Here is a 21,869-nt window from a genome sequence, read left to right on the forward strand (position 1 = left end):
TCACTTTTTTTTACTCTCTATCATTCTCCCTTATTGGCGGTATCACCTGCAGAGCAGCAAGAGATTCAGCAGCGCCAGCGCGCCTTGTTGGAAGAGGCGGCTCGTCAGCGCGAGGAGGTTGCTCGACCTCTGTCACTGCCAACTGAATCTACCGAACAAGTGCCACAAGCCCAAGGCCCCTGTTTCCAAGTGAGCAAGATTCACTTTGAGGGGGCGTCGCAGTTGTCTGCCAGCCAGCAAACCCGATTGGCGTCTCCTTACCTCAATAGCTGCATGGGGCTCATCCACATCAATGCCCTTATTCGCGATGTCAGTCAGTGGTATCTGGCGGCCGGCTTCGTCACCAGCCGAGCCTTTCTGCCTGAGCAGGATTTGGCGAAGGGGACGCTCACCATTGCGGTGCTCGAAGGGCGCATCGAAGCCATTGTGGTTAATGGCGAGCCGGATCCCATCACTCGTACCCTCTTCCCGGGCCTGGTCGGGCAGGTGCTCAATCTGCGTGATCTGGAGCAGGGGGTAGACCATCTTTCTCGCCTGCATTCGCTCTCTTATCAGCTTGATATCCAGCCGGGTCGTGCGCCTGGTCAATCCATCGTCAATTTGAAGGGCACCAAGGGTGTACCGCTACAAGGTGCGCTGGAGTTCGACAACAGTGGTCAGCAGAGCACAGGGGAGGAGCAGGGGAGAATTTCGTTGACTGCCGACAACCTGTTGTCACTGGCCGAGCAATGGACCCTGATGGCTGGCAGTAGCACTGATGGGCGAGCCAGCCACAACGCCACCAACTGGCAAGCCGGTTTCAGTTTGCCCTATGGCTACTGGTTGTTTGATGTCGGTTATCAATTTAGCGATTACCGCAACGATATCGACTCTCGCGGCTATGTCTATGAAAGCCGCGGTGATACCCGTACCACTACTGGCTCTGCCACGCGCACCCTCTATCGAGATGGGCAGAGCAAGATATCCGGTGTGCTGGGCGTGACTCATCGTCAGAGCCGCAACTTCATCATGGAACAGTTACTGGAAACCAGCAGCTACCAGCTCTCGTCCCTGCGGCTTGGCCTTAATCTGGCGACGCGAGTAGACCGTCATTTCTTCACCTTAAACCCTACCTTGACGCTCGGTACCGACTGGTTCGGAGCGGACCGCGACCGTGGCCGCTCGGCTTTGTGGCCGCAGGCCCAGTTTGAGAAATGGGGGCTGTTTGGTAGCTACAGTACGGCGGGTGGTCAGTGGGGATGGCTCTCGACCTTCAATGCCCAATGGACGCCTGACCGGCTCTATAGCGTGGAGCGTTTGTCGCTGGGCGGCGAGGCATCGGTGCGCGGGTTCAAAGAGCAGAGTATCAGCGGGGATGTGGGCGGATATCTTCGAAACGAGCTGAGTTGGCAAGGAACTGCCCCGACCTGGCTCGGTCAATGGCGTACCTGGCTGGCGCTGGATATGGGGCAAGTGGATATGGGCAATCAGGGGGATGAGTGGCGTGGCATGGTGGGCACCGCCGTGGGGTGGGAGCAACGCTATCGCCACTTTACCGGCAACGTCAGCGTGGGCTTTCCGTTAAGTGCCCCCGCCTGGCTCAATGCTGATCCCTGGGTGCTCTACTACCGGGCGAGTGTGGCTTTCTAGCAATAGGATGGCGATGCGTCGAGCGTCGCGAGATGGCAATCAAGACGTGAATGGACGATTGAAGATGGTTGAGATGGATGCAAGCGCAATGAAGAAGCAAGGTGAACCGCGGTTTTCTCTGGTATGTCGGGCCGTGGTGTATCAGCTATGTGCATTGTTGGCACTGCAACCGGCCCACCCGGCATTTGCTGAAGGTATTGCGGTGGCGACTGGCAACACCACCCTCAATCAGGCCGGTAACGGTGTGCCCATCGTCGACATTGCTACGCCCAACGGCGCCGGGTTATCGCACAACCTCTATCAGGATTTCAACGTTGGCCAGGCTGGCGTCATCCTCAATAATGCCACTGGACAGCTGACCCAGACCCAGCTGGGTGGGCTTATTCAAAACAACCCCCACCTCGAAGGCCTAGCAGCCAATCTCATCATCAACGAAGTGGTGGGTGCCAACCCGTCGCAGTTGCAAGGCTATCTGGAAGTGGCTGGTCAGCAGGCTGGTGTGGTGGTGGCCAACCCCAATGGCCTCACCTGTGATGGCTGCGGTTTCATCAATACCCCCAATGTGACGCTCTCGACCGGCAAGCCGGTGCTGGATGTACAAGGCCAGTTGCAGGCACTCGATGTGAAACAGGGCACCCTGACCGTCGGTGGCAAGGGACTGGATGCGACCAGACAGGCATCGGTCGACTTGGTGGCGCGCGCCGTCCAGCTTAATGGCGCACTGCATGGCCAGACCGTCAATGTGGTGGCGGGTGCCAACAAGGTTGACCGCCAGACTGGGGAAATCGTTGCTCAGGCTGGCAATGGCCCGGCTCCGGAAGTGGCCATCGACACCGCCGCTCTGGGCGGCATGTACGCGGGCAAAATCCGGCTGGTTTCGACCGAGCAGGGGGTGGGGGTCAATCTGGCCAACGTGGTGGCCAAACAAGGGGATTTGACCCTTGATGCCAATGGCCGCGTGCGGTTACGTGACAGCAGCAGTGCTGGCAACCTGCAGGTCAGCAGTCAGGGTGATCTGGCGGCCACGGGGACGATCCACAGCGGCGGTGCAGTGAAGTTGGCTGCTGGCAGTGAGTTGACGGCTCAAGATGCCGATATCGCGGCAAAAGGCGATGCCACGTTGAAGGCGCGTGCACAGCAGTTGCAGCAAACCAAGGTCAGCAGTGGTGGCACCTTGGCGCTGCAGGCGAACGATGCGCTGGTGGTGCGAGAAGGCGAGTTGCAGGGTGAGACGCTCCATGCCACGGCGCAACAGTTGGATACCCAGTCGGCACTTACGGCAAAGGATGTGACACTGCAGGCTGAACAATTGCGCCAGGCGGGCCAGGTACAGGGCTCTTCGGTGAAGTTGGCAGCGAGTGCGCTGCGTCATGAGGGCACGACCCGGGCAGCACAGAATCTGACTATCGATGCGACGACGCTGGATAACCAGGGAACGTTGAAGAGTGGGCAAGCGATGAGCGTCGTGCTCGAGGAGCGAGGCTATAACGCCGGCGAGCTGAGTGCGGGCAACAACCTGGCGATACAAGCCGGTACACGATGGGAGCAGGGAGAGCAGGGCAAAAGTCACGCAGGTCAGCGCATCCAGCTGCAGGCGCAGCAGGTGAGCCTGGGGGGGGACCTTGGTGCTCCGACGCTGGATATTAACGCTAATGAGCTGACCGTGGCGGGCAAGGTGAAGGGCAACGCGGTGCAGTTGCAGGCGGGTGTGCTGACCAACCGGGGTGAGGTGCAGGCAGGGCAGACCCTAAACTGGCAGGGTAGCCGACTGGCCAACAGCGGCACTCTGCAAGGGGATAAACAACTGGTGCTCAAGGGGGATGCGTTGCAGAACCAAGGCACTCTGGCGGGAGGCGACAGCCTGACGTTGCAGGCAGACACCCTCGACAACGAAGGGCGTATTGCCAGTCAGCTGGCGACGCTGGCCGGTCGCCAGCTGCGCAGCAGCGGTACCTTGCTTGGGGTCTCCCGGTTGAGCCTGACAGGGGATGAGCTGGCTCTGACGGGGCAGCAACTGACCGACGGTGAACTGGAGCTGGGCAGCCGATTGCTGCAGTTGAGCGGCCAGAGTCTGGTCGGTGGCAAGGCCGAGGTGACGGCCGAGAGAGGCAACTTCGATGGCGTGCTGAAGGCGCAGTCGCTGGTGCTGGCGGTCAAAGAGGCAACGAGCGAAGGCAAGCTGCACAGTAGGGAAGGTATTGCGTGGGAAGGGCAACGGCTTGCGACGGGGAGTGTGAGCGAGCTGCTGGCCAACCATGACGTGAGTCTGAACGGCGACCAGCTGGCACTGGGTGGTACGGTTGGTGCGGGCCAGAATACGGTCATCAAGGGCAAGCAGGTGACACAACATGGTCAGCTTGCCAGTGGCCAGGTGATGAAGGTCGATGCCGATGAACTGGCGTTGGCCGGGCTGGTGCAAGGGGGCTCGATTAACCTGACCAGTGAGCGTGCGACCCAGCAGGGGCGCATCTTGGCCACCGATACGCTGAACTGGCACAGCAAACAGATGGATGGCAATGGCTGGCTGCAGGCCGGCCAGGCCCTGAATTTGAGCGGGGAGCGGTTGACCCACAATGGCACGGCTGTGACAGCCGGCAAGCTGGCGCTCACTTTTGCCGAACTGAACAGCACGGGTGGCCTGTTTGCCAATGAAGTGGCGGTAACGGGGGCCCGCCTGCTGTTGAAGGGGGCGCTGGAAAGCAAGTCATCCGCGCAGATAACGGCCGACGAATTACAACTGGGGGGCGAGCTGCGCACCGGGACTGACCTGGCGCTGGGGGCGACCTTGTTGACGTTGTCCGGGGGGCAGCATGTTGGTGGCGACCTGCAACTGCAGGCCGAGCAGGCCGCAGTGAGCGGAGAGCTGGACGTCGGCAAGCAGCTCAAGCTGGATGCCAAGACGCTTGCCAGCAGTGGCAAGCTGCTGGCAAGCCAGGCTGATATTGCGGCAGTCAACTGGCAACAGCGTGGCGAATTGAGCACCGACAATGCGCTGGTCTGGCGTGGCGATAAGCTGACTCAGGAGGCTGGCGGCGCCCTGCGCGCCGGTGGCGTGTTGAGCCTCAGCGGTGATGACATCACCCTGGCTGGGGATGTGGCAGCCAAAGGGGATGTGGCCGTGGTGGCCAAGGCGTACCAGCAACAGGGGGCCATGAATGCCGCTCAGGAGCTGCGTATCGATGCGACCAAGCTACAACTGGATGGTACTACCCAGGCGAAGGCGGCGCAGCTGCATAGTCAAGTGGGAGGCAGTCGTGGCCAGCATTTGATAGGTCAACAGCTCAACTGGCAGAGCGATACTCTGGCCAATCAGGGGTGGCTGCAAGCGGGGGAGAACCTCGCGCTGACAGGGCGTACGCTTGATAACGAGGGCACGGTCATCGCCGGAGGCGACCACCAACTCAACGCCACGGAACGCCTCAACAATCAGGGCAACTTGGCAGGCAAGACTCTTTCTCTGACGACCAAAGCGCTGCAAAACGGCGGACTATTGCAGGGTAAACAGGGTATTACGCTGCAGGCGGAAGAAGCCACCTTGACCGGGCGTTTGGTCAGTCAGGGGGAGGTCCAGCTGGGGGCAAAACTGCTGGCGCTGGGTGGCAATGCAAACATCGGTGGTGCCCTTACCCTGCTGGGGGATACGCAGCAGCTTGCTGGCGTCTGGCGGGTTGGCGGGTTGCTGCAAAGTACCGGTAAACAACTGACGTTGGCTGGTGACTGGCAAGCGGGGCAATGGCAATTGCAAGCTGATGCGCTCACCAACAAGGGGCGGCTGGCCAGCGAACAGGCAGCCAATTTTAAGGTGACAGAGTGGCACAACGAGCAGGGTGCCACCCTGGTTGCCGCGGGACCGTTGAACCTGACTGGCCAGCGCTTGTTACAACAAGGGAGCTGGCTGGGTAATGGCAGCCAAACCCTGATGGTTGACGAGATAACCCAGCAAGGTCAGTGGCTGGGTGACGGTGCCTTGCAGGTGAAAGGGAGTAAGCTGGTTAACAGCGGCACCTTGCGGGCCGCCGGTCTTGATTTGACCGTGAATGAGCTTGAAAACCGAAGCCGGATGGAGAGCAGCGGTGAGTTTAACTGGCTGGGGGGGCAGTGGCGCAATCTGGGCGCGCTGTTGGCCGGGCATGCCACGCTGACGGGCGATACCTTGCTCAACAGCGGGGATGTGGGTACCCGTCAATTGACCATGAAGGCGGCCACCCGTCTGGACAACCGCGGTGTATTGGTTGGCAAGGAGGGGATAAACCTAGCGGCGGCGACCCTGAACTCGCAGGGTGACATGCTGAGTAATGGTCCCATGCAGTTGGGGGCCTCACTTCTGAATCTGAATGGCCTGACCCAGGCCGACGGTGAGCTCGTTGTGACGGCGGAGCAGGCAGCGCTGGCCGGCAACCTGGCTGCCGACCAACTGCAGTGGCGCGGCAAAACGCTGGTGATGTCGGGCACGGTGGCCGCGCGAGATGTCACCTTGAGTGGTGAACAAGTGACGCTGGATGGCACCCTCAAAGGGGACCATCAGCAGGTGACGGCGACCACCCTCACTACCGGCCAGCAGAGTCAATTGTTGGCCAAAACAGGGCAACAGCTGACGGCTGGCCAGATGACGCTGCAGGGCAGTGCGGTAGCGGGAGGGGCCCAGCGCATCGAAGCCACCCTGTTGTCACAACAGGGGATATTGGCCAGCGGTAGCTCACTGTCACTGCAGGTCGCCGATACCCTGCGCAATGATGGTAAGGTGTCGGCGCAAGCGATAACGTTGACGGCGGCACACATTGACAACGGTGGTGCGCTGGTCAGCAAGGACGCACTGAACCTGAAGACTGGCACCCTGACGAACCGGGGCCACTGGCAATCGGACCAGGGCATCACCTTGACGGCCAACCGGCTACTCAACAGCGGTCAGTGGGTCAGCGGCCTGGGCCAGACATTGACACTGGATGCACTGGATAACAGCGGAACGTTGCTTGCCGGTGCTGACCTTACCATCAACGCTCCCCAGCTGAGCAGCAGCGGCAAGCTGTTGGCCAATAAAGACCTTGTTCTGAATACCAACGAAGCCACGCTGGGCAGTGGCAGCACCACAGCCAGCAATGGCCAGTTGCAACTCCATGCGGGCACATTGACCAGCCAGGGGACACTCTCATCGGCGGGGGATCTGAGCTGGCAAGGCGCGAATTTGGCGCACAGCGGCAGTGCCGTGACCAATGGCGCGCTGACGCTGCAGGGTGAGTCCGTCACCCTGGACGGTGACCTGCAAGGGGAGCGGGTGTTGCTGGACTCCGGCACACTGACCAGTCGCGGCAAGCTGACCAGCCGTGGCGACCTGGCGGTCAATGCCCGTGATGCGGTGCAGCACCATGGCCAACTGCAAGGCAATCAGGTTGTGCTGCGCAGTGCCAGCTGGCAGGGAAGCGGTGGCGTCGGCAGTGGCGGCGCACTTGAGCTACGTACCGGCCAGCTGCAACTGGCCGGTCCGTGGCGAATTCGTGGTGAGGCAGACATTCAGGCCGATACCATGACGCTGGGGGGCTCGCTGGTGAGTGGCGGCAACCTGACGCTTACCAGTCGGGGGGCATTGACCAGTCAGGCGGACAGCCAGCTAGTGTCTGGCGGAGCACTGTCTCTTGATGGCGCTACCCTGACGCAACAAGGGTTGTGGCAGTCGGCGCGTGGCATGAACCTCAAGGGCTCACGGTTCGAGCAGCAGGGTGACTTGCTGGCTGGCGGTGACCTGCGCTTGCGCAGCGGCTATTGGCAACAAGGTGGCAAGACCCGGGCAAACGGGGGGCTGAACGCCGAGCTGACCGAGGGGGCGACCCTTGCAGGTACTGTACAGGCTGATGGCAATGCAACCCTCTCGGCGCCCGCGCTCACCCTCAAGGGGACCCTAGCCGCCAAAGGCAACGTGGCGCTTAGTGCCAATACCCTGATAAGCCAGCTCGGCAACTTGCTGAGCGGCGGCGAACTGGCCATGAATGCCGCTCTCATCGAGCAGCAGGGCCGTATTGAAACGACTCGTCTGCAAAGCGGCGGTGCGCTGCAAAATGATGGGGTGATCTTGGTGACCGGCCAGGGCAGCATCAGCGGTGCGCGGCTGGATAACCGGGGTACCCTGCAGGGGGATGGCCTCACCATCAGCAGTCGCCAGCTCGACAACCGTGGTGCCTTGCTGGGCAATACCCTGACACTGACCCATGACACCCTGCTCAACCGGGGGCGGGTACAGGGCGGCACGCTGAACCTGACGACCCGGCAACTGGATAACAGCCAGGGGGCCGTTCTGCGCGGTCAGCATGTGGGGGACATCACTGCCACAACGCTGACCAACGCCGGTGAGCTCTCCTCGGCCGGCCAACTCTTACTCAAGGGCAGCCAGCTAGACAACAGTGGTCTCATCAGTGCCAATTTACTGGAGGCCTCGCCACTGGCGCGGCTGGCCAACAGCGGCACCCTGTTTGGACAACAGCTGACCCTGCGCAGCGGCGAACTATATGCACCGGGCAAGATTCTAGCGGGGCAGAAGGCGACGCTGGATGCGGGTCGGGTAACGGGCATCGGTGAATGGCTCTCTGGCGGGGACCTGGCACTCAAGGTGGGGTCATCGCTGACCAGCCAGGGCATCCTCAGCGCCAAGGGGTCGTTGGACCTGCAGGTGCAAGGAGACTGGCAACATCAGGGACAGTGGGGGGCTGGGCAGCGTTTCAATGCGGGCGTCACCGGCCAGCTAATCAATAGCGGGGCTCTGGTGAGCAACGGTGTCATGCAGTTGGGTGTCCAGCGGCTGGACAATGGCGGCAGCGTGCAGAGTGGGCAAGGGCTGACGCTCAATACGCAGGGTGAGTTGCGCAACACCGGTATGCTGGCCAGCCAGGGTGACCTGGGGTGGCAGGGTGAGTCGCTGTTTAATGGCGGGACTGTATATAGCGGCGGCAGCCAAATGCTCACCGCAAATAGTAGTATGACCAATGAGTTCGGCACTATCCTAGCGGAGCAAGGGGCTACTCTGCGAGTAAATCATGGAGAGTTAGTTAATGCATCAGGAGTGATGAACACTAAAAATGGAGATTTAAATATATTTTCTGACTCGCTCTTAAATAAACGTCACCATTTTGTTGTTTATAAGACTGGTTCAGGAGAAGAAAATATACCTAAAACCCATGCCGTTACTGGTAAGTCATGGTATAAAGTAATTCCTCGAGGGGGAGACCACTCTGATATTGTGAGGAGTGGTATCGATTTTCCTACGCAGGAGAAGTTAACGCTTGCTGGCAAGTCGGTCAAGGTTGGTGATTTTTCAGAAGCAAGTCAAATAATGTCTGATTCGAATATTTATATATCTTCCGGTCGTATTTTGAATGATGCTTCTAATATATTTTCCTCCGCAGATATTCGTATTGATACCCATGGGATATCGAATGTATCAGTGATTGAAGGTGATTTCTCAATAGAGGCAACTTATCGACGCACTACGGATTATATCTATTACGATCCACGTGGGGCGTATTATAATAATATAATAAAAAAAGAAGAGTATATTCTTTACGCTGTGGAGGAAATTCCTGTTCAAGTAGGTCGAGCATTTAATAGTCTTATATCTGCTGGCGGTAATCTAACCGGTACCGTTGCCGGGATGATCGATAACGTCACCATCAAAGCCCATGCCGGAACGGTCAGCAGCACCACCCAACGCCCCTCCATCTCCTTGCCGCAGGCACAGGGTGCGGGTGCCGCCCCCGGTTTACAGGGCGATGCCCAATACTTGGCGCAGCAGCTAAAACCCGTCGGCCCGGACAACGGCGTGCCCTTGCCTGACTTCCAGTTGCCCAGCGGCGACAAGGGGCTCTTTACCATTAACGGTAATAGCGACAGCCCCTACCTGATTGAAGTCAACCCGCTGCTGGCCAATCTGGGTCAGGCCGGTAACGGTATGATGGATCGCATTGATGCTGCGCTTCAGCAGCAGTTGCAGGGGGCTGGACCGCTCTCCTTCGAGGCGGTTTCAGGCAGTGGTGGCGTTGCTCAGGTTAAAGATCATGGAACGGACTGGACGCTGCCGGGCCGTACAAGTGGTGGGATCAACGCCCCTGATCTGCAGTTGCCAAGCGGAATGACACCGTCAAACAGTGGTCATGTCACCACAGCAGGTCAGTGGCAACAGAGCTTGCAACCGGGATGGCAAGCACCATTGGTCACCGCTGTGACGGTAACGGCGCCTGGCCCGGTTCAAACCGGCCTGCAAACGGTGCCTGCGCTGGCGACCCAGCCACAGATTGAAACCAGCCCGACTCTGACCCAGGTCGACAAATTCCTCGGCTCCAGTTACTTCTTCGGGCAGGTAAATTTTGCGCCGGAAAAAGATATCAAGCTGCTCGGTGATGCCGCGTTTGATACCCGCGTTATCCGCGATGCAGTGCTGGCGCAAACGGGCCGTCGTTTTATCAATGGTGAGATGGGCTCGGATTTGGCCCAGATGCGCTGGCTGATTGATAACGCTGCGCAAAACCGCCGTGATCTGGGTCTGACCCCGGGGGTAACGTTAAGTGCCGCTCAGGTTGCCCAGCTTGGCCGCAGCATGGTGTGGTGGGAGCCGGTCTGGTTCAACGGCCAGATTGTGCTAGCGCCCAAGCTCTATCTGACCGAGGCCGACAAGCGCCATCTCTCAGGTAGCGTAATTACGGCTGCCAATATCGATCTCACTGCTGGTGGCATCAACAACAGCGGCACTCTGTTGGCCGATGGCACACTCTCGCTCAAGAGCGGCACTACCTTGGTCAACCAGGGCCAGATCCAGGCTGGCGGTCGGCTTGAGCTGCTCGCCAAGGGGGATATCCTCAATCAGAGCCTTATCAAGGGTGGGGAGATCGCCATTGCATCGCTGGATGGCTCGGTGCGCAATGAAACCCGGACGGCCCAGCGTCATGTGGATGTCAACGGCATTCTCTCCGATGTATTGAGCGATCAGACCCGCTCTAGCCGCACCGATATCGGCGATATAGCCCGCATTGAATCGGCTGGTAACCTGATGTTGCAGGCAGGGCAGGATATTTCGCTGTCGGCCAGTAACCTGCTGGCTGGGCTGGATATAACCCTCAATGCAGGGCGGGATATCAGCATTGGCAGTCTGGAAGATAGACGCAAATGGGAAGAGGGCAATAGCCGGTTCTCCCGAGTCGAGCAGTTGATGAGCTCCCTTGATGCAGGCCGGGCTCTGCGCCTGTCGGCAGATCGGGATCTCACTATCTCGGCCTCTTCTCTAACTGCAAAAGGGGATGCTTCTCTGACTGCCGGCAATGAGCTCATGCTCAAGACCGCCAATAACGAAGCCAGCCAGTACACCACCCGCCGTAACGGTTACGATAGTGCCCGTCAGCGTGAGGAGGTTGGGGTCAATCTGAGTGCCGATAACATCGCCCTGGGCGCGGTCAGCGATATCGCGATGCGTGCGGCCAAGGTTCAGGCAGAAGGTGAGCTCGCTGTGACGGCTGGTCGCGATCTGCTGCTTGAAGCCGGTGATGCGATGGATTATCGCGAATCCTACACCAGGGAGAGCAAGAAGAAGGCTTTTAGCAAGAAGACCACCACTACCCACGATATCAGCGAGCAGCACATGGCTCAGGCGACCGAGTTGGGAGGCCAGTATGTGTTTCTCAAGGCGCAACAGGATCTGGCAGTCAAGGGTAGCAACGTAGTCGGGGATCTCGGTGCAACACTGCTGGCTGGGCGTGACCTGAACATTGATACCGTGGATCTGCTCAATCGCGAGCTCCATTTCCGTGAAACCAAGCGCTCTGGCCTGATGGGCAGTGGCGGGATGGGCTTTACCATCGGCAAGCAACAGCAGAGCAGCGACATGGTGGGCACCACGCTGATTAGAGAGGGGTCAACCGTTGGCAGTGTGCAAGGGGATGTCACGCTGCAAGCTGGCAACCGGCTGCAGGTTAGCGGCAGCGACATCATTGCTGGCAAGGATCTGCTGCTGGTGGGCAAAAATGTCACCATTGCCTCGTCCGAGCAGCAGGTCACCCGCAAGGAGGAGTTCCAGAGCAAGAGCGGCGGGCTCACAGTGGCCTTGACCGGTGGCGCCGTCACGGCAGTACAGAGTGCCTATGACACCGTCAAGGCCAGCAAGGAGAGCAGCAACGATCGACTGGTCGCCTTGCAGGGAACCAAGGCTGCCATGAATGGTTATCAGGCCTGGCAGGGTATGCAGGCAATGGCTGATGCGGGCGGTGTGCCCGACCCCTCCTTTGTCGGGATTGCTATCTCGGTGGGAAGCCAGCGCAGCCAATCCAATAACCAGAGTAGCGAAACCAATGCGCTGACCTCGGAGCTCAATGCTGGTGGGGATGCGACCGTAGTGGCCAGGGGAGATGCCGACAACAGTACCGGCGATCTGGTCATGGTCGGCAGCAGTATCAAGGGGCAAAGCGTGACACTGGGTGCCACGCGCGATCTGGTGCTGCAATCAGCAGTCAACAGCAGCGATACCAGAGGCAGCAACAGCAGCAGTGGCTGGAATGCCGGTATCAGCTTCGGGTTCACCCAGGGGAGTGCGGGGATCAGCATCTTCGCCAACATGAATGCAGCCAAGGGCAAGGAAAACGGGGATTCTGATCGTTATACCGAAACCAGTATCACTGCCAGCGATACCCTGACACTCAAATCAGGGAGGGACGCCACCCTGCTGGGCGCGCAGGTAAGTGGTGACAAGGTAACGGCCGATATCGGCCGCAACCTGACCCTGACTAGCCAGCAGGATAACGACCACTACCAGAGCAAGCAGAGCAGCATCGCCGCCGGTGGCAGCTTCACAATTGGTTCCATGACGGGGTCCGGCTATATCAACGCCAGCCGTCAGAAGATACGCAGCGACTTTGAGAGCGTGATGGAGCAGACCGGCATCTTCGCCGGTAAGCAGGGTTTCGCCATCCAGGTGGGTGAACACACCCAGCTCAACGGCGCTGTGCTGGCTGGCAGTGATAACGAGAGCAAAAACCGGCTCTCGACCGGCACGCTGGGCTGGAGTGATCTGGTCAACCGTGCCGACTACAAGGTCGAAAGCCAGAGCGTGGGGATCAGTGGCAGTGGTGATAGCACCAAGGGTTTTTCCAGCATTGCAGCCATGGGGTCGCTCGGTGGTAGCAACAGCAGTGGCAGCGCCAGTTCGACCTCCTTTGCCTCGATCAGTGGCGGGACCATAGATATCCGCGACGGCAAGGCTCAGCAGCAGGATCTGGTGACCCTGCACCGGGACCCGACCCAGGCGGCCAACGGTCTCTCTCCTATCTTCGACAAGCAAAAAGAGCTCGAGCGGATGCAAGAGGCTCAGCTTATCGGCGAGGTGGGGCAGCAGGCGACCCAGATGGTGGTAAGCCATCATCTGGATAAAGCCAATCAGAAGGCCAAGGATGACCCCGAGTACGCCAACAGCAAAGAGTACAAGGCGCTGCAGGAAAAATGGGGGATAGGCAGCAACTTCCAGCGTGGCATGCAGGCCGCGACCGCTGCACTGCAAGGCTTGGCGGGGGGCGACCTGACTCAGGCCGCCGCAGGGGCTGCGGCACCCTACCTTGCACAAATGGTCAAACAGCAAACTGATGACGGCCCGTCCCGGGTGATGGCCCACGCGCTGGTACAAGGAGCGTTGGCCGCCGCCCAGAACAAAAATGCCATGGTCGGTGCAACCGGCGCCGCCACTGGCGAACTGGTGGGCATGATGGCCACCCAACTTTACCACAAAGATGCCAGCCAGCTGACAGAGGGGGAGAAGGAGACCGTCTCTACCTTGGCTACCTTAGCTGCCGGATTATCCGGTGGGCTGACCGGAGACAGCACCGCCAGCGCCTTGGCCGGAGCCCAGACCGGCAAGACGGTGGTGGAGAATAATTCACTAGCAGGAGATAAAGCGCGTGAATCTCTGAAAGGAAGTAATGAGTGGTGGAAACAGCGGGTCAGAGACACGCTAGGTGAAAATACCTCATCACAGATCACGAATGGCGTGTTGAATGCATTAGCTGAAGTAGGCGATACAGGGTTACTGGCGGCAGACTCAGCGTTTGACGTTGCAGCTGCATTGGTCACCTGTAGTTTGGGTGAAGCTTATTGCAACCAGGCAAAAAGTGACCTTGGCAAGAAAAATCAAGCAGCCTCGGATGCGATGAATGCGGTCATGAGCGGTGATGCATGGGCTGCAGTAAAAGGTACAGTAGGAAAAGCGGCGCAGGGCGATCAGGTCGCCTTGGAAAATTTGGCGGGTGTCTTGGCCGGTGCACTTGTTCCGGCGAAAGGTACTGGTTTAATTAAAGGTGGTGATCCGGTTGTCACTGTTGTTTCGAAAGAGACTGGTAGTAAGCTGTTAACTGCTGGTGAAAAAGGTGCTGGTCAGGTATTGCGTGAAGTAGAGGTGCGCTCTGGCGGAAAAGGCTCATGGACGAAGGAACTCAATAAACCAGAACCGAATACAATTTATAAGGTTGATGGTAACAAGGTTTATCAAACAGATAGCCTTGGGCGTGTTGAAAAAGTTGAATCCAGTCTCTCGCTGACTAAAAATGACCGAAATACTTATCAGCAATGTGTTACAGGAAAATGTGGTATTAGTGGTGATGAAGGCGGGCACTTAATTGCAAGTGTATTTAATGGCCCTGGTGAGCGCCTGAATTTACTCCCTATGAATGCCAATTTGAATAAAGGGGCCTGGAAGAAGATGGAGAATGCTTGGGCATCTGCTCTTAAAGAAGGGAAGTCTGTTAGTGTTAAGATAGAGCCTATCTACAACGGTTCCTCTGTGCGACCAGATAGATTTACTGTAAGATACTCTATTGGTGGTGATCGTCCAGCAATTATTGATTTTAAAAACTCTCCAGGTGGTATCTAATGACAGATCAAGAAATATATCAAAAAATTGGGCAGCTCTTAGTCGACGCGGGGCCATTAGATGCGAAAACAATAGTTGTCAGAGCAGAGGTTTTTCCTGAAGGTGATGGAGGTAAATACGAGTTTGATTATATTGATGATACAGGTAAGCTAAACTGGTTTGATCCTGATGGTCGCGCCGTGGGAGATTTGACAGAATTATTGGTGGAACTTAGAAAATATTTTATCACCAATGAACTAACTGCTGGCATAGGCATTTGGTCAGGCTGTGAAATTAGTCTGGCTGTAGAGAGAATGAAGCTGAGTGTTGAATTTATATATGATCTTCAGGGCCGCTTGCTCGATTAATGAATCGTAATTGGACATAGGTGAAAGGGGGGGGGCAGGGCCATCGGCTCGATTAGCGCAGCGTGGCGTTGTTTCCCAAATCGATGCCGCTTGAATGGAACTAACTGAGGACTTGGTGATCTGATCACCACCATCCTCTTCAAGTCTGCATCATGGGCATATGGTAAAAGGATAATCTGGGACACCCACCTTTTTGACAGAGGCGTAGTGCTGTTGTTGACTTGAGAGGTCATCGTTGAGGGATGCGCCATGACCATTGCTCGTTCACGTCAAATCAGCTTGCAGGATACGCCTTACTACCACGTGGTCAGTCGCTGTGTGCGGCGAGCTTTTCTGTGTGGAGAGGATCCCCACTCCGGCCAGAGTTACGAGCATCGAGATAATCTGGGACACCCACCTTTTTGACAGCGGCGTAATCCTGTACTTGGCTTAAGGAGTTACTGTCGAGGGATACGCCATGACCATTGCCCGTTCACGTCAAATCAGCTTGCAGGATACGCCTTACTACCATGTGGTCAGCCGTTGTGTGCGGCGCGCGTTTCTGTGCGGGGAAGATGCCCATTCTGGCCAGAGTTACGAGCATCGACGCCAATGGGTGGTCGACAAGTTGGGGCAACTGTCGCGGCTGTTTGCTATCGGCATTTGTGCTTACGCGGTGATGAGCAATCACTATCATCTGGTGCTCAAGGTGGACCCTGATACTGCGGCCAACTGGAGTGAGCGGGAGGTGGCTGAGCGCTGGGCGGCGCTTTTCCAGTGGCCGCTGTTGGTCAGGCGTTGGTATCAGGGGGAGGTGTTGAGCGAGCCTGAACTGGCAGTCGTGCAGCAATTGCTGGCCCAATGGCGGGAGCGGCTTCACTCCATCAGCTGGTTTATTCGGCTACTCAATGAAAATCTGGCCCGTCAGGCCAATCAGGAAGATGGTTGCAAGGGCCATTTCTGGGAGGGACGCTTCAAGAGCCAGGCTTTGCTCACCGAATCTGCCTTATTGGCCTGTATGGCGTATGTTGACCTCAATCCGATACGCGCCGCATTGGCAGATCGGCCAGAGCAGAGTGACTACACCAGTATCAAACAGCGCCTTGACGAGCCTGCTGCTCCTGAGGTTTTGCCACCACTGTTACTGCCGTTTGCCAGCCAGGGGAAGCCTGAAGAACTGCCCTGTGCCTTCACCGACTACCTGATGCTGGTTGATTGGACAGGCCGTGCTATTCGGCCCGACAAACGGGGTCATATTCCGGCTCAACTTGGACCCATTCTGGAACGGTTGGGCCTTGATGGTGTTCTCTGGTTGAAACAGGTGGCGCTATTCAGGCGACAAGGGATCAGAGTGGTGGGAGGCAGAGATCAATGCCAGCAGTTTGCCCGCCACTGTGGCCAGCGGCGATGCCATCAACCACAGATTTGATTGCTTTGCGTTTACCCTGCTGATAGCTCCGGGTATTGCACATAGTCCAGTAAATGGTTGTGCAGGGGCCGTTGCTTTCTAAACCTGAAAATTTCTCCTGCCAGCCGAGTTTTACATGCATCAGTTCGAATGCATACACCCTTATAATGCCTGCAAGCAGTTCGATAGTGGCTTGCTACAAAAGGTGGGTGTCCTAATTGTACTATGAGATCACCGAAGCCATGCTGCAGCGTCTGCGCAAGGGCGTGCAGCTTGAAGATGGCACCGCCAAGTTCAACAAGATCAAACCGGCTGGCGGTGAAGGTCTGAACGAGTGGTTCAACGTCACCCTGACTGAAGGTCGCAACCGTGAAGTGCGCCGCCTGTGGGAATCCCAGGAAGTGCAGGTGAGCCGCCTGATGCGTATCCGCTACGGCGACGTCAAGCTGGACCGCGGCATCCCGCGCGGCGGCTGGCAAGAGCTGAAACTGCCGGAAGTGAACTACCTGCGCGGTCTGGTCAACCTTCCGCCGGAGACCGAATCCAAGGTCGATCTGCAGCAGGATGGCAAAACCAGCCGTCACAAGCAGGCCGCCCAGATCCGTCGCGCCGTGCAGCGTCACAAAGAGATGCAGGGCAAAGAGCCGCGCGCTCGCGCCACCACCGCCCGTCGCAAGCCGCAAGCCTCTACCCGCAACTCAGGTACCGGTAGCAAGTAAGCCGACAACCCGTTGCGAACTGCGCGCCGTCAAAGAGCGCGCAGTCGGCCAAGCAAAGGCCCGCACCAACTGGTGCGGGCCTTTTCATCTCTAGCGGGGGACCTCCAGCTGCCGGCTGGCTCCGGTCATATGGCAATGATTGCTCTCACACTCCTCAGTTGGCCGGTGTAATCCACTCTTTGTTGAAGTCGCGGATAAACATCTCTCCCTCTTCATTGCGGGCGGTGACCAGATAGAAGGTGACGTTCTGGCGAAACAACGAGAGGCGGTAGAGGGCGGCGTTGTCCTCCTCCGAGAGGTTCTTTTTCGAGGTGTCGTTGATGGGCACCAGATCGACTTTGCCCTTTTTCAGCAGCTCAACGCACTGGTTGAGGCGGTTGGTGGTTCTGACTATCAGATTCTGCTCGATGGTCACCCGCTCGATAGCATCGGAGAACCACCCCTTGGGCACGCAGGCGGTTTTCTGCTGCCAGGGTGGGGATTCCAGCCCCTTCTTGTCGGGCGTGGTGTACCAGGACTGGATATCGAAGGCGATGGGGGTACTGAACAACAGGGTGTTGCTGCGCTCGTTGGTCCAGGTAAAGGGGAAGGCGGCGATGGCGTTGCCCAGCTCGATGTTTTTAAGTCCTCTCGGCCAGGGCTGGTAGGAGACCCTCAGATCCGGGTGGCCTGCCGCTTTGAGAGTGGTGAGCACCTTGCTTGCCAGCTCGCCGCCATTGGCCAGCGTCGTTGAAGAGTAGGGGGGCAATTCGCCGGTGATAATCACCGCGCTCTGCACCGTGGCGGCCGGGAGCAGCGAGAGAGCAAACAGGGTGGCAAGAAAGCGAAGGGACGAGCGGAGGCGATAAGTGGCAGAGGGCGTGACCGGATAACGGATGTGCATGGCGGGTGACCTCACCTCTATCGATTGCTGACAGCGTAGCGGTTCTGGCAGGGAAAAAACAGACTCGATAAGTGCTGTTGGTCGCGGCGTATGTCCCCTGGCGTTCCCTTTGGCGGGCGGAAGGGGTTGTGGCGGTTGCTCTGCTCCGGTGAGCTTGTTAGCCTGTGCGGCTCTGATAGAGGAGTGAACGATGAGCAAGGTACTTGATGAGCTGCTGGCGTTGCTGGCGCTGGAAAAAATCGAGGAGGGCCTGTTTCGGGGCCAGAGCCAGGATCTCGGTCTGCGGGCCGTGTTTGGCGGACAGGTAATGGGGCAGGCCTTGTCAGCTGCCAAGCAGACGGTCGAGACCGGCCGTCAGGTTCACAGTTTTCACTCCTACTTCCTGCGTCCGGGGGATGTGACCCGTCCCATCGTCTATGACGTGGAGAATATCCGTGACGGCCAGACCGTCTCCACCCGCCGGGTCAAGGCGATTCAGGGCGGCAAGCCCATCTTCTATCTCAACGCCTCGTTTCAGGTGCCGGCCGATGGTTTCGAGCATCAGGCACAGATGCCCACCGGCATCACTCCGCCGGAGGAGCTCAAGAGCGAGCTTGAGCTGGTGCGCCCCTACGAGAACCTGATCCCGGCCTCCCTGCGCGACAAGATCCTCTGCGAGCAGCCCATCGAGATGCGTCCGGTGACGCTGGTCGACCCTATTCGGCCGACGGTGCAGGATCCGGTGCGCCACGTCTGGTTCAAGGCCAACGGCCAGATGCCGGACGATCTGCGGGTGCACAAATACCTGCTGGCCTATGCCTCCGACTTCAACTTCCTGCTCACCTCGCTGCAGCCGCACGGGGTGTCCTACTGGGAGCCGGATATGCAGGTGGCCACCATCGATCACTCCATGTGGTTCCACCGGGATTTCCGCTTCGACGACTGGCTGCTCTACGTGGTAGACAGCCCGAGCGCCAGCAGCGGTCGTGGTCTGGTGCGCGGTCAGTTCTTTACCCGTGACGGCATGCTGGTGGCGAGCACCATGCAGGAGGGGGTGATCCGCCGTCGCGGCAGTTAAGGCGCAAAGCGGATAGCAAAACGGGGTGGCTTGGGCCACCCCGTTTTCGTTGCTGCCATTCGCGCTGGGCCAGCGGGATCAGCCGCCGCGCTGGTACTTGAAGCGCTTCTTGCGCCGGTAGGGATAGACATCCTCGAACACCCCCACCTTGATGTTGCTCTGAAGCATCTTCCAGTAGTTGGCGTCGAACATCTCCTTGTGCAGCTGCAACATGATCTCGCGCACCTGCGGCTTTTGCAGCAGGAAGGTGGCGAACTCCTCGGGGAAGATGTCGTTGGGGGCCACCGAATACCAGGGCTCGGCGCTCCACTCATCCTCGGGGTAGCGGGGCGGCGGGATCTGGCGGAAGTTGCACTCCGTCATGTAGCAGATCTCGTCGTAGTCGTAGAAGACCACCCGGCCGTGGCGGGTGACGCCGAAGTTCTTGAACAGCATGTCCCCCGGGAAGATGTTGGCCGCCGCCAGCTGCTTGATGGCGTTGCCGTACTCCTCCAGCGCGAGGCGGGTCTGCTGCTCGTCCGCCTTGTCCAGATAGAGGTTGAGGGGGATCATCTTGCGCTCGGTATAGAGGTGCTTGATCACCAGCTTGTCGTCGCTGATGGTGAGTGCCGAGGGCGCCACCGTCTTGAGTTCGGCAAGGAGCTCCGGCGAGATGCGATCCAGCGGAAACTCGAAGTTGGTGAACTCCTGGGTATCGGCCATCCGGCCAACCCGGTCGTGCTGTTTTACCAGCCGGTATTTTGCCTTCACCTGCTCGTGGCTCACATCCTTCGGGGGAGTGAACTCGTCTTTTATCACCTTGAACACCACATCGTAGGAGGGAAGGGTAAACACGCTCATCACCATCCCCTTGATGCCCGGCGCGATGATGAACTGATCCCGACTCTGGGCCAGATGGTGGCGGTAGTGGCGATAGAGCTCGGTCTTGCCGTGCTTCTGGCAGCCGATGGCGTTGTAGATCTCGTAATCGGGCTTGTGGGGCATGATCTGGCGCAGGAAGGCGACAAACAGCGCCGGTTCGCGGGCATAGACCATAAAGTAGGCGCGGGCAAAGCCAAACACGATGGAGGCGAGATCCGGCTCGAAGATCACCGTGTCCACATAGATGCTGTGGCCGGTGCTGAGCAGGGGCAGGATAAAGGGGAAGACCTGATCTTTTACCCGGATCAGCCCTACCAGATAGGCCCCCTTGTTGCGGTAGAACACCTCTTTCAATAGCTCGATGGCAAAGGGCTCATCATGGAGGATTTGCGGGCCGTTCTCGGCAAGATGGCGGTGGATGTCGACAATATCCCGCTGCTTGTCCTCGTAGGGGAGGGTGAAGCTGTAATCCCCCAAAAGCTGGCTCAACGTCTGTGGCAAGTGGGCGAGATCGGTGCGATAGATGCGCAGCAGGGCGCTCAGATCGGGTTTTTCGCCACGGCTGACAAAGGGGTGGATATAGAGGTTCTCGTCGCGGATATTGCGATGGCGAAAGATCCGGCGATAAACGGAGTTGAAGAAGGACTCCGCCACCTCGAAGTTGTCACAACGGGGCAGCAGATCGCTGAAGGCGCTCTTGACCCGCTTGAGCAGCTCCTGGGTGGCGTGGTGCTCCCCCATCATCTGGCGGATGGAGCTGGCGGTAGCCCCCACATGGTGGTCATAGAGGCGAATTCGCTCGCGCCCGGCGAGCTGCACCCCCAGCCAGTCACTGTTCTCGAAGCGGCTCTTGCTGCCCTGGGTTATCTCGAGAAACCGGCTGTAAAACGACTCAAAGCGTTGCAAGATAGTCTCGGCGACGGCCTGTTCCAATGGCTGCTGCATCTCTCTCTTCCTTGTGATCTGTCGGGCCGATAGCGCGAAGGATTGGGTGTAATTTGTTCACACGTCAGGCCACTATCGCAACATTCAAACGTCTGTTCAAGTGGCAATTTTCGGGGATAAACGGTAGATTGCGCCCCTGTTTTGGTGATGGTTTAGCGACTGTTTGCTGTCTGTTTGAGAGGCCGTCCGGCCTGTGAGGAAACCCGATGAAGCTCTATTTTGTCCTGGTGGCACCTGCCCGTCCTGCGAACGTGGGGGCGGCGGCCCGCGCCATGAAAACCATGGGATTCGATGCCATGCGACTGGTGGCGAGCCGGGTACACGAAGAGGAGGAGGCGAGCTGGGTGGCCCACGGCGCCCAGGAGATCCTGACCCAGGCCGAGGCGTTTGACACCCTGTCCGAGGCGCTGGCGGACATGGATCTGGTGATCGCCACCACTGCCCGTGAGCGCGGTCGCTACCAGCACTACCTCACGCCGGGGGAGATCCGCGAGCAGATCCGCAGCAAGCCTTCACTCAACAAGGTCGCCATCGTCTTTGGCTGCGAGGAGTCGGGGCTCTCCAACGAGCAGCTGGCCGAGGTCGACCTCATCAGCTATCTGCCCCTCAAGGTGAGCTACCCCTCCCTCAATCTGGGGCAGGCGATCATGCTCTACGCCTACGAGATGAGTCAGCTGATGGATGAGCTGAACGCCAACGGCGCCGCTGCGGTAGCAGAAAATTTTGATAACGCTGGGCAGGTTCGGGTGCTTAAAAGCAAAACAGCAGAATTGCTGGGTGAACTCGGAGTTTCGCAGGATGAAAAACTGCATCAATGGGTGATGGACCGGGTGCCCATGCTGCCGCAGCGGGATTTGAACATGCTCCACCTGCTCTGCAAAGACCTTGCGCGCAAACTTGGCAAAGAGGTTTAAGTTGACAGCCCATCGCCCGCCGCGGTATTGCTAAAAGCCAGCTTCGTCAACGAGTGTTCGTCATGCAGTTATTCACCAACGTCATCACCACCACCATTATTACCGGTACCACCACAGGTGGCACTGGGGCCGGTTGATGCGCTGACGAACAAGCACAGAAATCAGAAAAGGCCCGTACCCACCCAGTACGGGCCTTTTTGTTGGACTGGTTTTTAGATTGAATTTCATAGATTTACAGGGAGAG

At 58.3% G+C, this 21,869-nt stretch carries 8 protein-coding genes and 1 pseudogene; 7 read left to right on the plus strand and 2 right to left on the minus strand.

Annotation, left to right across the window (positions count from 1 at the left end):
• The first annotated feature begins 189 nt into the window (after positions 1-189).
• The 5 genes and pseudogenes from I6L34_RS17265 to I6L34_RS17285 all read left to right on the plus strand — a co-directional run.
• Entirely contained in the window at positions 190-1,629 is a 1,440-nt protein-coding gene (locus I6L34_RS17265; RefSeq protein ID WP_160320557.1) for a ShlB/FhaC/HecB family hemolysin secretion/activation protein, read from the plus strand.
• 88 nt (positions 1,630-1,717) lie between these two features.
• Positions 1,718-14,512 (plus strand): hemagglutinin repeat-containing protein, encoded by a 12,795-nt coding sequence (locus tag I6L34_RS17270; RefSeq protein WP_216955058.1) that lies wholly within the window; start codon positions 1,718-1,720, stop codon positions 14,510-14,512.
• A complete protein-coding gene (locus I6L34_RS17275; RefSeq protein ID WP_058057731.1) occupies positions 14,512-14,859 on the plus strand; it encodes a hypothetical protein in 348 nt (115 codons plus the stop codon). Before I6L34_RS17270 ends, I6L34_RS17275 begins: the two co-directional genes overlap by 1 nt.
• 457 nt (positions 14,860-15,316) lie before the next feature.
• Positions 15,317-16,267 carry a transposase gene (locus tag I6L34_RS17280; RefSeq protein ID WP_058057730.1) on the plus strand — a complete coding sequence of 317 codons (951 nt, stop codon included), beginning with the start codon at positions 15,317-15,319 and terminating at the stop codon, positions 16,265-16,267.
• Positions 16,268-16,464: 197 nt separating this feature from the next.
• A pseudogene (locus tag I6L34_RS17285) lies at positions 16,465-16,965 on the plus strand (ribosomal large subunit pseudouridine synthase B); the annotation flags it as partial.
• 154 nt (positions 16,966-17,119) lie between these two features.
• On the opposite strand, the gene I6L34_RS17290 reads toward I6L34_RS17285, so the two are convergent.
• The gene (locus tag I6L34_RS17290) at positions 17,120-17,848 is read right to left on the minus strand and encodes a transporter substrate-binding domain-containing protein (RefSeq protein ID WP_216955059.1); all 729 of its coding nucleotides are present in this window, start codon (positions 17,846-17,848) and stop codon (positions 17,120-17,122) included.
• 190 nt (positions 17,849-18,038) lie between these two features.
• On the opposite strand from I6L34_RS17290, the gene tesB reads away from it, so the two are divergent.
• Entirely contained in the window at positions 18,039-18,905 is an 867-nt protein-coding gene (gene tesB, locus I6L34_RS17295) for an acyl-CoA thioesterase II (RefSeq protein ID WP_019445657.1), read from the plus strand.
• Between the two features lie 78 nt (positions 18,906-18,983).
• Here tesB and aceK read toward each other — a convergent pair whose 3' ends face one another.
• Positions 18,984-20,711 carry a bifunctional isocitrate dehydrogenase kinase/phosphatase gene (gene aceK, locus I6L34_RS17300; RefSeq protein ID WP_101531469.1) on the minus strand — a complete coding sequence of 576 codons (1,728 nt, stop codon included), beginning with the start codon at positions 20,709-20,711 and terminating at the stop codon, positions 18,984-18,986.
• Between the two features lie 206 nt (positions 20,712-20,917).
• Here aceK and I6L34_RS17305 point away from each other — a divergent pair, with 206 nt between their 5' ends.
• Entirely contained in the window at positions 20,918-21,625 is a 708-nt protein-coding gene (locus tag I6L34_RS17305; RefSeq protein WP_216955060.1) for a tRNA/rRNA methyltransferase, read from the plus strand.
• The last annotated feature ends 244 nt before the right edge of the window (positions 21,626-21,869 follow it).

The sequence above is a fragment of the Aeromonas sp. FDAARGOS 1404 genome (genome assembly GCF_019047085.1).
GTDB classification, from domain to species: domain Bacteria; phylum Pseudomonadota; class Gammaproteobacteria; order Enterobacterales; family Aeromonadaceae; genus Aeromonas; species Aeromonas veronii.